Raw genomic sequence first — 14481 nt, 5'->3', positions numbered from 1 at the left:
ATGGCCGATGAGCCGGCCCACGACCCTGGGTCCGGGCCCTGGCCGTGCGCCCCGGTGCCTTCCGTCCCCGGTGACGTGTGGCACTGGCAGCTCGAGGCGATGCACGTGGTCTCCCGCGTGCGCAGCGACCTCCGGGCCCGGATCGCCCATCCCTCCGTCTCCTCGGCCTCCACCGAGGACGCCCGGGACGGTCTGCTCCTGGTGTTCGAGGAACTGGCCTCCAACGCCCTCCGCCACGGTGGGGGTGACGTCCGTGCCCTGGTGGTCGCCGGACCGGGCGGATGGCTGCTGGACCTCAGCGACGAGGCGCCGGACAGTCCACCGGTGCCCGCCGTCGACCGCGACCCCGCGCTGGGCGGGATGGGGCTGCACCTGGTCGCGCAGCTGTCGACGACGTTCGGCTGGGAGAAGCGGCCCGGCCGCAAGCACGTGTGGGCCCGGCTGCCCTCCGGCCGCACCGACGTCCCCGAGCGCCAGCGCAGCCAGCTCCCCGAGCCACGGTCACCCGAGGTCCGCCGGGACTGAGGTCACCTGCTGGCTCTGTGGACGGCCTCGCGGAAGCGGGCGGCGTCCTCGCGGACCGCCGTCATCGGGGCCAGCAGCTCCTCCTGGGCCACGGTCCCGATCGCGGCCCGGAGCCGTCGCTCGGCCGCCCGCGCCCGCCGCCGGGCGCGCATCCGCACCAGGGGCCGCGCCAGCAGCGCGAGCAGGAACCCGGCGACCAGCCCGCACCCGAGGAGCAGGGTCGGCAGCGGCAGGCCCTCCACTCGCGGCAGGGGCACGACGTCGTCGAGCTGGAAGAACCCGAGGGCCACCAGCGCCAGCAGCCACAGCGCGCCGACCAGCGCCGTCAGCGCGAGGACCCAGTGCAGGCCCCCGACCGCGCGCTGCCAGAGCGGCACCCGGTCCGACCCGAGATCGGTCCCGGCCACCGCCCGGTCCAGCCGGTCGGCCAGCTCGGTCTCCGACACCTCCACCGTGCGGCGCAGGTCGTCCCGCCAGGCCTGCGGCAGCCCCTCGCCCACGACGTCGCGGGCGCGCCGCACCGCCGTCGTCACCGCCGCCACCTCGATGGCCCCGGCCGGCGCGAGGGACGTGCGGGCCCGCTCGTCACCCAGGTGCAACCGGCCGAGCGGGTCCGGGCGGAGCTTGCGGACCCAGCGGACCAGCGGCCACCCGGTGTGCGCGACCCCCGCACGGTGCGTCGACCGCTCGACGGCGCTCGTGACGGCCGGGACCCCCGCGGCGTCGGCCAGCGCCGCACCGAGCTCGTCGACGAGCTCCCCGCGGTCCCGGCGGGCAAGCGCGGCACCGCCGTCCCCGTCGTCGCCGGCGTGCCGGGCGAGACCGGCGGCCATGCCGCGCACGTCCGCGGTCAGCCGGTCCGAGGCCGCCCGCCGCGCCGCGACCCGGCGGGCCAGCTCCCCGCGGAGCTCGGCGACGCCCGCGCCCGTCCGGCCGGAGGCGGCGAGCAGCGGGACTCCGGACAGACCCTCGCGGTCGAGCAGGGCGCGCAGGTCGGTGAGGCACTCCTTCGCCGCGACGGCGTCCAGCCGGTCGATCTGGTTGAGGACGACGAGCAGGACACCGCTGTGCCCCGCGAGCGGGGCGAGGTAGCGGTCGTGCACCGCGGCGTCGGCGTACTTCTCCGGGTCCAGCACCCACACCAGGACGTCGACCAGCGCCACGAGCCGGTCCACCTCCAGCCGGTTCTCGAGCCGGATGCTGTCGTGATCGGGCAGGTCGAGGAGGACGAGGCCGTCGAGCCCCGGCTCGGGGACGTGCCGGTGGCGGCGCGGGACCTCCAGCCAGTCCAGCAGACCGTCGGCCCCGTCGGCACCCCACGTCGTGGCGTGCGCGACGCCGGTGGTCGGCCGGCGGATGCCCGGGGTGCTGACCTCGCTGCCGGAGAGCGCGTTGAAGAGGGTGGACTTCCCGCTGCCCGTGGCACCGGCGAGCGCCACCACGGTCGCGTCGCCCAGGGCTGCCCGGGCGCCGGCCTTCGCGAGGAGGGCCCGGGCCTGCGGCACCTCCGGGACGTCGAGGCGCCCCTCGGCCACCTCGACGGCGTCGCGCAGCGCGGCCAGCCGGTCGGCCAGCGGCAGCTCCTTCGTCCTCACGCGGTGGCCCGGCGCGCCGCGGTCAGTTCCGCGACGCTCGCCCGGAGCGCGTCGGACGCCCCCGGTGGCGGCGCCGCGTCCTGCACCCGGTCGTCGAAGCGGGCCTGCTCGTAGCGGAGCAGCCCGTCGGCCCGGCGCTGCAGGTCCTCGCGGGCGCGGGCGGCCAGCGACCGCACGGCGGCATCGCCGAAGACCGCCTCGAGCACCCGCTGCCCGACGACGGTCGTGCCGCCCGCCACCGCGATCTCCCCGCCGACGAGGCCGCCGGTCTGCGCGAAGACGGCGATCATGACGACCGCGCCCGCGCCGTTGATGCCCCACGAGAGGATCCGGGCCCTCGACCGCTTGTCCGCCCCCTGGTCGCGCACCAGGTCCAGGACCGTCCCCTGCCAGTCGCGCACCTGCGCCGCGGCCGCCTCCGGGAAGTCGGGCGACACCTGCTCGAGCTCCCGCTCGGCGCCGGCGAGGAGCTGGGCGCCGCCGGCCAGTGACCGCCAGGTGGTCACCGTGCGCTCGGCGGCGCGGTCGGCCTCGGCACGCAGCAGGCGTTCCACGCTGCTCTCCAGGGCGCCCTGGAGGTCCTCGACCGGCGTCGGTCGACCCGAGACGGCGCTGACGACGCGGTCGCGCAGCCGGCTGACCTGCCCCTGGAGCGCCCGCATCCACTCCCCGGTACCGACGAACTCCTGCCAGCGGGCCAGCACCTCGCCGCGCAGCAGGGTGCCGCTCCGCACGCCGTCGTCGATCCCGTCGTAGGCAGCGGTGTAGGCGGCGGCCGCCGCGCCGCGGAGCGCCTCCCCCGCCACCACCTGCTGGTCCACGACCGCGGCGATCCCGCCGACCCGCTGCTCCAGGCTGTCCAGTGCGCCGGTGAGCGTCTGCCGGACCACCGCCGACCTGGCCCCCTGGTCGGCGGCCAGCCCGTGCAGCCAGGACCGCAGCGGCGCGACCTGGTCCTCGGGGACCCGGCCGTCGACCAGTGGCCGCTCCTCCACGACGAAGAGCCGCGCGCTCGCCAGGCCGGCGCGCTGCAGCATCCCGTGCAGATCGGCGGCGACCTCGCCGGCCGCCTCGGGCGGCACGCGGTCCAGGACGACGGCCAGGGCGGTGCCCCGCTCCTGCGCCGTCCGGAGCAGGTCCCACGGCACCGCGTCGGCGTAGCGGGCGGCGGTGGTGACGAAGACCCAGAGGTCCGCCGCGGCCAGGAGCTGCCCGGCCAGCTCGCGGTTGGACTCCACCACCGAGTCGACGTCGGGGGCGTCCAGGAGGGCGAGGCCCGGCGGGACGTCGTCGCGGACGACGAGCTGGACGGTGCCCGGACCGCCGCTGCCGCCGGTGACCCGGGACAAGCCCGGGAGCACCCGGTCACCGGCGAAGGCGGCCGCGTCCGACCGCGCGCAGACGAGGACCGGGGCCCGCGTCGTCGGCCGGAGGACGCCCGCCGTCGTCACCGGGCTGCCGATGAGGCTGTTCACCAGCGTGGACTTGCCGGCGCCGGTGGAGCCTCCGACGACGGTGAGCAGCGGCGCGTCCAGGTCACCGAGCCGGGGGAGCAGGTAGTCGTCGATCTGGTCACGGACGGCGCGGGCGGCGCGGACGGCGTCGTCCCGGCCCGGCGTGGCCAGCCCGAGAGGCGTCATCGCCAGCTGATCGCGCAACGCCGCGAGGGCGTCGGGGAGCCGGAGGGGCGGGGCGGTCACATCCGGAGCACTGCCCCGTACGGACCCCGGCTACCCCCGCGGGTTCGGCGGGACTGCTCCCGCGAGTGGGGCAGAGCTAGTCCCGCGGGTCCGGAAGGGCATGACCGGCCTTGCTCGCCCGCTCCTCGCGGAGCGCCGTGAAGACCCTCCGGCGGACGCGGTCCTGATCCTTCTCCTGGATGCCGAGGAAGCGGATCGACATGATCCAGCGGGCGCCACGGGCGTGGGTGCGCACCACCTCCGCCTTCGTCCTCGTCTCACCGTCGTCCAGGGTCAGGACCAGGTCGAGCTTCGCGCCGGCCTCCGGTGGGGCCCCGAGGCCCTCGAACTCCGCGCGCAGCCCGGCCTCGCTGAGGTCGATGGTCGTGCCCGTGAGGTCGATCGCCCCGTAGCCGGCCACGACCGGCGCCTGCACCCGCCCACGAACCGCCTGCCGCCGCTGACTGACCTCGGCCGGCCCGGTGGCCTCCATCCGCCACCGGACGACCGCGCCGGTCTCGACGTCGCTGACCCGCGCCGGGAGGGAGCGCTGGGTCTCCTCGCTCGACCAGAAGATCGCGACGGGGTCGCCGACCCGGACCACCACCTGCTCGACGAACTCGCCCACGGACGGACGCACGGTGATGAAGCCCTTGGTGACGCCTTCCACGCGCGAGCTGACCGAGATGCCCCGCCCGTCGAGCGTCACCTCGGCCTCCGTCTGCTCCTCGGGATGATCGACTCCCGGAACGCTCGTCATGGGTCCTCTCCGATCGGTCTACGGGGCACGGGGTCGTCGACCCGGTGGAACTCCCCGGTCGGCGACGGTAACCCGCGGGTTCCCGCCCGGCGACGCCGCCGTGCCCGACGCGCCGCAGCGGGGACCGCTCCTCGGGGCAGCGGATGGAGGCGGCGGTGCCGGCCGGGCAGACTCCCCTGCGTGAGGTTCACGACGAGGGTCGAGCTGGGCGGGAGGACCGCCACGGGCATGGAGGTGCCCGCCGCCGTGGTGGAGGAGCTCGGTGCGGGGAAGAAGCCGCCGGTCCGGGTGACGGTGGGCGGGCACACGTACCGCAGCACCGTGGCGGTCATGGGCGGGCGGTACCTGCTCCCGCTGAGTGCGGAGCACCGGACGGCGGCCGGCGTGGCGGCGGGCGACGACGTCGAGGTCGACATCGAGCTGGACACCGAGCCCCGGGAGGTCGCCGTCCCCGAGGACCTGCGCGTCGCCCTCGACGGCGACCCCGCGGCCCGCGAGGCGTTCGAGCGACTGTCGTACAGCCATCGGCGTCGGCACGTGTTGGCCGTCGAGGACGCGAAGACCCCGGAGACCCGTCAGCGACGGGTCGCCAAGGCGCTCGAGACGCTGCGCTCGGGCGGCCGCTGAGCACGGCGGCGACCGCCCGTCTGCGGGACGGCAGCGCTCAGCGGTCCCGGCGGGCGGTGAAGCTGCTGACGAAGTCCCGCAGGCTGCGGGTCGGCCGCAGCCAGGCGCCGTCCGGCGGGAGGGCGTCGAGGCGCACGCGGTCCAGGGGCTCGACGAACGCCCCGGGGACGTCCTCGATGTCGATGAACTCCAGCAGCTCCGAACTGATCGCGTACCCCGCGACCTCGCTGAAGGCGACGACGACGACCTGGGTGCCCTCGCGGACGAGCTGCTCCAGCGGCTCGGCGAAGTTCCGCCCGTCACCCGAGAACACGACCAGCCGGCGCAGCCGGTGGCTGTGCGCCCGGACGGCGATGTGGTCGAGCATGTCCTGGTCGATGTCGTCGTCGGGCTGCGACTTCGGCCGGGCGAAGACCGAGTAGCCGAACCCGCGCAGGGCCTCGACCCAGCGCTGCAGCGTCCCCGGCTGTGGCGGGATGTTGGCGAACACGCACGCCTCGACATCGGCCGCGCCGGGCGTGGACGGGTCGCCCGCGCCCTCGACGAACCAGGCCGCGATGGCGTCGAACCGCGGCCGGGAGGCCGCGGTGGGCCGGGCCCCGATGACCGTCGACAGGGTCATGTCGATGTTCGGGGCGTCCCAGATGAGCAGGTCCAGCGCCGGTTGCTGCCGGCCCTCCGGCGCTCCCGCGGCCGGCTGGGGCGAGGGGCTGTCGGCCGCCTGTTCCTCGTCGGTGAGGGTGGCGAGTTCGGCGTCCAGGCTGTCGGGCACGGGAGCAGTGTGCCGCGCCGCCTGCCGGCCGGTGCGCTCCGGGACCGGCGGACGCGCGTCCGGCACCCGGGGCGGCCCGCCCGGCGCGCTCGCCCGGCGGCCCACGCGGCGGCCGATCACCCTGCCTGGGGGACCGATGCGCCGGCGACCGCCAGCGCGCAGAGGTCCCCGCCCGCGGCCTGGACCGAGCGCACGAAACGCGGGATCTCCTCGGCCGGCATGGCCTGGCCGAGCAGCCACCCCTGGGCGAGGTCGCAGCCGGCCTCCCGGACCATCCGCAGGTGTTCGGGCGTCTCCACGCCCTCGGCCACCGACCGGATCCCCAGTGTGCGGGTGAGCTCCACGATCGCGTGCAGCACCGCTCCGGTCTCCCCGGCCACCGCCCGCTCGGCCGCGTTGAGCAGCGACCGGTCGATCTTCAGCGTGCCGATGGGTAGGGCGAACAGCTGGGCCAGCGAGGACCAACCGGTGCCGAAGTCGTCGATGGCCACCCGGACACCGAAGCTGCGCAGCACGGTCAGCTGGTCCTCGGCGCGCGTCGGGTCCTCGGCCACGCTGGTCTCGGTCAGCTCGAGGACGAGCTGGTCGGGCGGCAGGCCGGAGTCGCGCAACGCGACGCGCACGTCCCGGACCAACGTCTCGGCGGAGAAGTGGCGGGCGCTGATGTTCACCGACATGCGCAGCGGCAGGCCCTGCGCCGCCCACTCGGCGGCCTTGCGGGTGGTCTCGCGCAGCAGCCACCGGGTGATGGGGATGACCTGACCGGTCTCCTCCGCGACGGAGAGGAAGGAGTCGGGGGGCAGCAGGCCCCGCTCCGGGTGCTGCCAGCGGACCAGCGCCTCCACGCCCTCCACCTCGCCGGTGTCGAGGCGGACCACCGGCTGGTAGTGGACGACCAGCTGGTCGATGGCGTCCCCGCGCAGCCGGGTGGCGACCTCCAGGCGCCAGCGCGCCGCCTCGCGCAGACCCGGGGAGAACAGGTGCACCCGGTCGCGGCCCGAGCTCTTCGCGGCGAACATCGCCGCATCCGCGTCGCTGAGCAGCTGGTGCGGGTCGCGGACGTCGGAACGGGAGACAGCGACGCCGATGCTCGCCGACAGCGGCACGGAGATGCCGGACGCGGTGAAGGGCAGCGCGAAGGTCGACTGCAGGCGGAAGGCCAGCGCGGCCGCCTCCGCCTGATCGCAACTGCGGGCCAGCACGACGAACTGGTCCGCGCCGAGCCGCCCGACGGCGTCGCCCGGCCGCACCTGCTCGGCGAGGCGCTCCCCCACCTGCCGCAGCAGCCGGTCGCCGATCTGGTGGCCGAGGGAGTCGTTGACGGTCTTGAAGCCGTCGAGGTCCAGCACCAGCAGCGCCGTGCCCGGGGCGTCCGGAGTCCCGTGGGCGAGGGCGTCGGCGATCATGTCCAGCAGCGTCGCCCGGTTCGGCAGGCCGGTCAGCTCGTCGTGCCCGGCCCGCCAGGCGAGCGCCTGCTCGCCGCGGACCCGCTCGGTGATGTCGGTGTGCGTGACCACCACGCGCCGGGAGTCGGGCACGCGCGCGGCCTGCAGCCGGAACCAGGTGGCGAAGGACCCGAGCTGCGCGGAGTACTCGTGGTCGAAGGAGCCGGGCAGGCCGTCCAGCGGCTCCGCCTGCAGCCTGGCCAGGCCGGCGGCCACCGCCGCCTGGTCGTCCCCCGGCAGTCCGCGGCGCAGGCACTCGAGGTAGTCGTCGTCGAGGCCGCCGGGATCGATGCCGCTGCTGCGCAGCAGCTCGCTGTTGGCCTCCCAGGCCCGGTTGGTGATGAGGATCCGGCCGTCCTCGTCCACCAGGACCGTCGCGGACGGCAGTGCCTCGAGGACGGCGGTGAGCTCGCGGAGCGCGGTCTCGCGACGTTGCGCGGCGCGGTGCTGGGCGTCGACGTCGCGGAAGAAGACCGCGATGCCCTCGGCATCCGGGAAGGCGCGGACCTCGAACCAGCGGTCCCGCTGCTCGGCGTAGTGGTCGAACTGCCGCGGTTCGGCCGTGGCGAGCACCTCGTGCAGCAGCTTCTCCGCGGGAGTGCCTTCCAGCATCGGGAAGCACTCGACCATCGAGCGGCCGATCAGCTCGTCGGCCCGGCGCCTGAAGAGGCCCTCCGCCGCGGCGTTCAGATAGGTGAACCGTCCCTGCGCGTCCAGCCGGTAGACCGCGTCGGGGACGCCGTCCAGCACGTCGCGCCGTCCCGACCGAGGGCCGTCGTCGTCTGGTTGCACGCTGCCCGCTCTCGTCCGCTCATGGTCGATCCGCAGCTAGCGGAATTACGGCACGACACCGCCCGGCACCGCTGCCGGTGATCGGTGAATGACACGAGAGTAGTCATCCCGACCGCCGATCAGACAGGGGCGACCGACGCCCGTTCGACGATCTTGGCGGCCGCCGTCGTCGCGGGCAGCATTCCGAGCACGCCACCGCCGCTCCCGCCCAGGCGAGAGGCGCAGAAGGCGTCCGCGACCGCGTCGGGCGCGTGCCGCAGGAGCAGGGAGCCCTGCAGGCAGAGAGCGAGGAGACCGGCGATCCGCCGCGCCCGGACGGGCAGGTCCTCGGGGTCGGCGAGCTCCGCGCGCAGCCGCCCGACGGCGTCGTCGTACCGGTCGTCGACGCCTCGCGCGAGCTCCAGCTCCGCGTCGACGGCGGCCAGGGAGTCCGACGAGCGGCCCATGGCGCGCAGCACGTCGAGCGCGATCACGTTTCCCGAGCCCTCCCAGATGGAGTTCAGCGGCGACTGCCGGTAGAGCCGCGGCAGGCCCGAGTCCTCGACGTAGCCGTTGCCGCCGAGCACCTCCATGGCCTCGGCCACGACGCCCGGCGTCCGCTTGCACACCCAGAACTTCGCGGCGGCGCCGGCCAGCCGCAGGAAGGGCGACTCCCCGGCGTCGACCGCAGCGGCGAGCCGGATCGCCAGCGCCGTCGCCGCCTCGCTCTCCACGGCCAGATCGGCCAGCACGTTCTGCATGAGCGGCTGGTCGACGAGCAGGGCGCCGAAGGCCCGCCGGTGCCGCGCGTGGTGGATGGCCTGCGTGAGCGCGGCACGGATGGTGGCAGCCGAACCGAGGACGCAGTCCAGGCGGGTCATGTTGACCATCTCGATGATGGCCGGCACCCCGCGCCCCGGCTCCCCCACGAGCCACCCCGTCGTCCCGTCGAACTCCACCTCGCTGCTGGCGTTGGACCGGTCGCCGAGCTTGTCCTTCAGACGTTGCACGTGGAACACGTTGCGCGTGCCGTCCGGCAGCACCCGGGGGACCACGAAGCAGGAGATGCCCTCCTCCAGCCGGGCCAGCACCAGGAAGAGGTCGCTCATCGGCGCCGAGGTGAACCACTTGTGACCGGTCAGCCGGTAGGACCCGTCCGGCTGGGCGACGGCGCGGGTGCTGTTGGCCCGGACGTCGGAGCCGCCCTGCTTCTCCGTCATCCCCATGCCGGCGACGAGGCCGCGCTTGCCGGTCGGCTCGGCCAGCCCGAACTGGTAGGCGGTCGACGTCAGCCCCGGTTCGTAGCGGGCGGCGAGCTCGGGTGTGCGCCGCAGCGCGGGGACGACCGCGTAGGTCATCGTCACCGGACAGCCGTGACCCATCTCGTTCTGCGTCCACCCGAAGTAGCCGACGGCGCGCCGGACGTGCGCGTGGGGGGACCGCTCCGCCCACGGGGCGCCGGCCAGGCCGTGCCCCACGGCGGTGCGCATGAGCTCGTGCCAGGCCGGGTGGAACTCGACCTCGTCGATCCGGTGCCCGTACCGGTCGTGCGTCCGCAGCCGGGGCGGGTTCTCGTTGGCCAGCCGGCCCCACTCCTGCGCCTGCTCGCTGCCGGAGAGCCGCCCGAGATCGGCCAGCGACGCGAGCGCCGTGGCGTCGGCGTGCCGGACGCAGGCCTCCGCGAGCGCGGTGTCACCGGCGATCGGGTCGTGCCCGGCGAGCGGCGGAACCTGGTTGGTCACCTCGTGCGTGGACCCCATGATCGCCACCGTACGTGGGGCGCTCACGCGGGGGACGGCGTCCCGGCGGCGGGTCCGCTCGTCCCGCGCAGCCGGTCGGCGATCGCCGTGACGGCCTCGACGCGGCCGGTCAGGACGTCGGTGACCAGGCTGACCGCCTGCTCGTCGGTGAGCGCCGAGGGACAGCCCCTGCGGGCCAGGTAGACCGCCGTCGCCGCCCACGCGAAGGGCCGGTTGCCGTGCACGAGCGGCGCGGTGGTGGCGAGGGAGTGCAGCAGGGCGGCCGCCCGCTCCTCGACGGTGGGGTACACGTCGTGGCCCAGCGCGCGCGCCTCGATCCGGGCCAGCGCGGCCGTGAGCAGCCCCAGGTCGCGGACCCGCATGTCCGACCCGAGCGTGCGCCGGGCGACCTCGAGCAGGTCCTCGAGGGTCAGTCCCGCCATCGGCTCAACCACTCGACGGCCCCGGCGAACCGGTGCAGCTCGGTGTCGATCACGGTCGCGATCGGCACCTCGGGCTCGTGGGCCCGGATGTAGGCCTCCACCGCCCGCCGGGCGACGTCCTGCATCGAGGCGCCCTCGGCCACGGCGCGACGGCGCAGTGCCTCGGACTGCGCCGGGCTCAGCCTGAGCGTCATGGCCATGCTCCACACCCCCTGGGTGTCGCCCCGCTGTGGTCTCAGCCAGGTATCAGGTTGATACCAGACTCGGTAACAACCCGGTTTCGGTTACTCTCCGCAATCCCCCGGTCGGGTGAGGGCAGGTGACACGCCGCACACTTCACGGTGGTGCACGACCCGGTAGTCACGAGACGAACTCGTTCATAACGTCCGCCCCATGACGGGGACCACCGCGAGCAGGAACGGCCTGGAGCCGTTCCCTGTCCGCAGGTCGCTGCTCCGTCGCAGCCTGCAGGCGTGCGTCCTGGGGGCCGGGGCCTACGCCTGCATCGCGGTCGGGACCGCCGCGGCGGCCCACGCCGACGAGCCGGCTCCCGTCGCCGCGGAGGCCGATCAGGCACCGACAGAGGCGCAGCCGAGCCCGCGTTCGATCACCAGCGTGGTCACGTCGACGGTGACCTCGGTCGTGGAGGCTTCCACCAGCGCGATCGGCGCCTCGGTCACGTCGGTGGCCACCACCGCGGGCAGCGTTCCCGAGCCCGTGCCGGCACCGCAGGGTGCGTCGGCAGCGCCGGGCGGCGCCGCGGCGGACGATGTCTCCGCGTCAGCCGGGAACGTCACCGTCCTCGCGTCGGCCACGAGCAGCAGCGTGACCACGACGACCACCACCACCACCGACACGACGACCACGACGACGACGAACCGGGACGGCACCACCACCGTCACGACCACCGAGGTGGGCGGGACGCCCGGCACGGCACAGTCGGCATGCGACGAGTCGCGAGGCGCGTCCGCGACCGCCACGGCTGCCACCACGGACGCCCCGGCCTGCTCGGGAACGACTCCGGCGACGGCTCAGGCCGCGGCGCCGGCCACCCAGCCCGCCGGCGACCTCGCCGTGCTCTGCGCCGTGCCCGGATCGGCCGCGGACGCCGGCACCGCCGGGACCGCCCGGTCGACGGGCGCCGGTGCCGCCGAGCGGACCGCACCCGCGGTGGCGCCGAGCGCGGCTTCCCCGGAGACGTCGGACCTGCTCGCCCAGCAGTTCATCGGCCAGGTCACGCCGGAGCCCGCGCCGCAGCCGTCCGCCCCTGAGGCGCCGCTGTCCTCCAGCGCGCCGGCTCCCACGGTCGCCGGCGCCGGTTGCGGCAGCCAGAGCGCCGGCCAGAGCACGTCCAAGACCGTGGGTTCCGTCGTTGCCGCGGTCCTCGGCACGCCTGCCGACATCTTCCTCGCGGTGAACGAGCCCGGCGTCGCGGCGCCGGCAGCGGGGTCGCCCACCCTCACGGCGACCGACCCCGCTACACGGCCGGACTGACGCCGCCGCTACTGCGGCCTGCGTCCGTCCTCAGGTGTGCCACGGGGGGCACATCACCGACCAAGTGCAGCCGCCCCGCTCGTCACCCATTCACCAGCGCGTCACTTCATACCCGCATGTGACGCGCACATTCACAAAGGACACGCACGTGAATCGATCCGTGAGAAACGGACTCGCCATCGCAGGCATGGCCGGAGGATTCCTCATCCTCGGCCAGGCGGCGGCGAGCGCCTCTGACGCAGACGTCAGCGGCAGCAACAACGCAGCAGCGGGCAACACCGCTTCCTACGACGCCGAGGCCGCCAACAGCAACGAGTCGGTCACCACCGGCGGCGAGGGCGGCTCCGGCGGCTCCGGCGGCGGCGCCGAGACGGTCGTCGACCAGGATGCCGACGCCCGCAACAACGTCAGCAACAACGCCGAGTCCGGCACCGTCAACGCCAACGGCGGCGACTCCTACGTCATCGTGTTCGCCGGCAACGGCAACTCGGTCGACGCCGGGAGCGGCGACAAGGGTGACGTGAACGCGTCGCAGACCGTCCACAACGAGGTCGACGTCGCGTCGCAGGGCGGCAACGCCAGCGTCAGCAACAGCAACAACGCGGCCGCCGGCAACGGTGCGTCGTACAACGCCGACGCCTCCAACCACAACGACTCCGTCACCACGGGCGGGGACGCCGGCAAGCACGGCGACGGCGGCGACGCCTACACCGACGTCGTCCAGGACGCCGACGCCCGCAACAACGTCGACAACAACGCCGAGTCCGGCACCGTCAACGCCAACGGCGGCGACTCCGTCGTCGGCGTCATCGCCGGCAACGGCAACTCCGTCGACGCCGGCAGCGACGACAAGGGCGACGCCGAGGGCTCGCAGGTCATCCACAACGAGGTCGACGTCGCCTCCCGCGGCGGCGACGCCGGGGTCCACGGCAGCAACAACGCCGCGGCCGGCAACGCTGCCCGCTACAACGCCAACGCCCGCAACGACAACGACTCCGTGACCAGTGGCGGAGACGGTGGCAAGCACGGCGACGGCGGTTACGGCGACACCTACCTCGACCAGGACAGTGACGCCCGCAACAACGTCGACAACAACGCCGAGACCGGCACCGTCAACGCCAACGGCGGCGACTCGATCATCAAGGTCATCGTCGGCAACGACAACACCCTCACCTGCTACAGCGAAGAGGGCGACGTCGACTGCTCGCAGCACATCACCAACATCATCAACATCATCTCGATCGGCGGCGACGCTGACGTGACCTGCTCCAACAACGCCACCGCCGGTGGCGGCAGCGCCTGGGTCTGCAAGCCGAACGAGAAGCCGGTGCACCACGCCCCGGCGCAGCCGGCTCCGGCCAAGCACGAGGCCGCTCCGGTCCAGCAGCACCACAAGGCCGCGGCTCCGGTCCACCACCGGGCCGCCGCTCCGATGAACACCCACGCACAGCCGAAGGGCCAGCTGGCCTACACCGGCGCCGAGACCACCGCTCCGCTGACCCTGGGCCTCCTGGCCCTGGGTGCGGGTGGCGCTCTCACGCTGGCCGGCCGTCGCCGCACCGCCACCGCGGCGGTCTGATCCACCGGCCCGCCGCCCGACCCATCCAGGGCGGCGGGCCGGGCACCACTCAGCACCACCAGCAGGGCAACACCAGTACGGCACCACCCACCACCCGTAGGGCATGACCAGGGCACCTCCTGCCGGGATCGACGTCCGGCAGGAGGTGCCCACCCCTCCCGGCAGACAGGATCCGCGGTGAGCAGCGCAGTCGACGTGGACAGCCCCCCGAGCGACACCCGGCCCACCGCGGCCGCGCCGCGCTCGCGGGGCGACTGGCTGCGGACGCTGTCCCGCGGCATCGGCCAGACGCTGATCACCTTCGGACTCGTCGCCCTGCTGTTCGTCGTCTACGAGCTCTACGTCACCGACCTCATCGCCGCGCGGGAACAGGACCAGCTCAGCCAGCAGATCCAGGAGCAGTGGGCGGAGTCCCCCCCGGCCGACGCCCCCACGGTGACCCCTCCGGCGGGCGCGCCTGCCCCCGCCCCCGCCCCCGCCCCGGAGTCCTTCCAGGCAGAGCTGGGTCAGCCGCTCGCCGTGCTGCACATCCCGCGCCTGGGCGAGGACTACTCCCGCGTGATCGTCGAGGGCACCGCCCAGGTGCAGCTCGAGCAGGGGCCGGGCCACTACCTCGACACCGCGATGCCCGGCCAGGAGGGGAACTTCGCAGTGGCCGGCCACCGCGTCGGTCGCGGGTCACCCTTCCTCGACCTGGACCGCATGCGGCCGGGGGACGCCATCGTGGTCGAGACCGAGGGCAACTGGTACACCTACCGGGTCCTCGGGGACCCGGCCACGGGCGACTTCCGCGCGGACCCCAGTGGCATCCCGGGCCGCGAGATCGTCCGGCCGACAGACACCGCGGTCATCTCGCCGACTCCCGGCGCGTCCGTGGACGCCGCGACCTCGGGCGCCTACCTGACGCTCACCACGTGCCACCCGAAGTACTCGGCCGCGCAGCGGCTCATCGTCCACGCCCGGCTGGACGGCGCCCCGGTGAGCAAGGCGTCCGCTCCCGACGGGCCCCCCGCGCTCGGCAGCTGACGCTGCCCGCGACGACTCCGGAGGCC

The 14481-nt window shown here is 74.6% G+C and carries 14 protein-coding genes; 5 read left to right on the top strand and 9 right to left on the bottom strand.

Translation table 11 applies throughout. The annotated features are described in order from the left end of the window. The first annotated feature begins 54 nt into the window (after positions 1-54). Positions 55-525, top strand: a complete 471-nt coding sequence (locus tag CRP30_RS06375) for an ATP-binding protein (RefSeq protein WP_235003204.1) — start codon at positions 55-57, stop codon at positions 523-525. A 2-nt stretch (positions 526-527) separates the two neighbouring features. On the opposite strand, the gene CRP30_RS06370 is transcribed toward CRP30_RS06375, so the two are convergent. From CRP30_RS06370 to CRP30_RS06360, 3 genes are all read right to left on the bottom strand, one after another. Beyond that, positions 528-2120 (bottom strand): GTPase, encoded by a 1593-nt coding sequence (locus CRP30_RS06370; protein WP_097182999.1) that lies wholly within the window; start codon positions 2118-2120, stop codon positions 528-530. Next, on the bottom strand, positions 2117-3820 hold the full coding sequence (locus CRP30_RS06365; RefSeq protein WP_097182998.1) for a GTPase family protein: 1704 nt from the start codon (positions 3818-3820) through the stop codon (positions 2117-2119). Before CRP30_RS06365 ends, CRP30_RS06370 begins: the two co-directional genes overlap by 4 nt. A gap of 76 nt (positions 3821-3896) precedes the next feature. Continuing rightward, on the bottom strand, positions 3897-4559 hold the full coding sequence (locus tag CRP30_RS06360) for a flagellar brake protein (protein WP_097182997.1): 663 nt from the start codon (positions 4557-4559) through the stop codon (positions 3897-3899). Positions 4560-4739: 180 nt separating this feature from the next. On the opposite strand from CRP30_RS06360, the gene CRP30_RS06355 reads away from it, so the two are divergent. Further along, a complete protein-coding gene (locus tag CRP30_RS06355) occupies positions 4740-5186 on the top strand; it encodes a YdeI/OmpD-associated family protein (RefSeq protein ID WP_097182996.1) in 447 nt (148 codons plus the stop codon). 37 nt (positions 5187-5223) lie between these two features. Here the strand turns inward: CRP30_RS06355 and CRP30_RS06350 are convergent, their stop codons facing one another. The 6 genes from CRP30_RS06350 to CRP30_RS22460 all read right to left on the bottom strand — a co-directional run bounded on the left by CRP30_RS06350 (position 5224) and on the right by CRP30_RS22460 (position 11189). Further along, the gene (locus tag CRP30_RS06350; RefSeq protein ID WP_235003203.1) at positions 5224-5958 is read right to left on the bottom strand and encodes an NYN domain-containing protein; all 735 of its coding nucleotides are present in this window, start codon (positions 5956-5958) and stop codon (positions 5224-5226) included. Between the two features lie 116 nt (positions 5959-6074). Next, entirely contained in the window at positions 6075-8195 is a 2121-nt protein-coding gene (locus tag CRP30_RS06345; RefSeq protein WP_235003202.1) for a putative bifunctional diguanylate cyclase/phosphodiesterase, read from the bottom strand. Between the two features lie 119 nt (positions 8196-8314). Next, positions 8315-9934, bottom strand: a complete 1620-nt coding sequence (locus CRP30_RS06340) for an acyl-CoA dehydrogenase family protein (RefSeq protein ID WP_097183189.1) — start codon at positions 9932-9934, stop codon at positions 8315-8317. A 23-nt stretch (positions 9935-9957) separates the two neighbouring features. Then, positions 9958-10356, bottom strand: coding sequence for a type II toxin-antitoxin system death-on-curing family toxin (locus CRP30_RS06335; RefSeq protein ID WP_097182994.1), 399 nt, complete (start codon positions 10354-10356; stop codon positions 9958-9960). After that, positions 10344-10550 (bottom strand): hypothetical protein, encoded by a 207-nt coding sequence (locus CRP30_RS06330; protein WP_200814565.1) that lies wholly within the window; start codon positions 10548-10550, stop codon positions 10344-10346. The genes CRP30_RS06335 and CRP30_RS06330 overlap by 13 nt, the downstream gene beginning before the upstream one ends. A gap of 375 nt (positions 10551-10925) precedes the next feature. Beyond that, entirely contained in the window at positions 10926-11189 is a 264-nt protein-coding gene (locus tag CRP30_RS22460) for a hypothetical protein (RefSeq protein ID WP_159961564.1), read from the bottom strand. On the opposite strand from CRP30_RS22460, the gene CRP30_RS22455 reads away from it, so the two are divergent. From CRP30_RS22455 to CRP30_RS06310, 3 genes are all read left to right on the top strand, one after another. Further along, the gene (locus CRP30_RS22455) at positions 11182-11850 is read left to right on the top strand and encodes a hypothetical protein (protein WP_097182991.1); all 669 of its coding nucleotides are present in this window, start codon (positions 11182-11184) and stop codon (positions 11848-11850) included. The genes CRP30_RS22460 and CRP30_RS22455 overlap by 8 nt on opposite strands. Positions 11851-12037: 187 nt before the next feature. After that, on the top strand, positions 12038-13429 hold the full coding sequence (locus CRP30_RS06315; RefSeq protein ID WP_097182990.1) for an autotransporter outer membrane beta-barrel domain-containing protein: 1392 nt from the start codon (positions 12038-12040) through the stop codon (positions 13427-13429). A gap of 177 nt (positions 13430-13606) precedes the next feature. Further along, the gene (locus CRP30_RS06310; RefSeq protein ID WP_235003201.1) at positions 13607-14455 is read left to right on the top strand and encodes a class E sortase; all 849 of its coding nucleotides are present in this window, start codon (positions 13607-13609) and stop codon (positions 14453-14455) included. The last annotated feature ends 26 nt before the right edge of the window (positions 14456-14481 follow it).

This window comes from Blastococcus haudaquaticus, from assembly GCF_900230285.1.
GTDB lineage: Bacteria > Actinomycetota > Actinomycetes > Mycobacteriales > Geodermatophilaceae > Blastococcus_B > Blastococcus_B haudaquaticus.
Note: the sequence above shows the minus strand (reverse complement) of the source record. Positions and strands in the feature narration are given on the sequence as shown.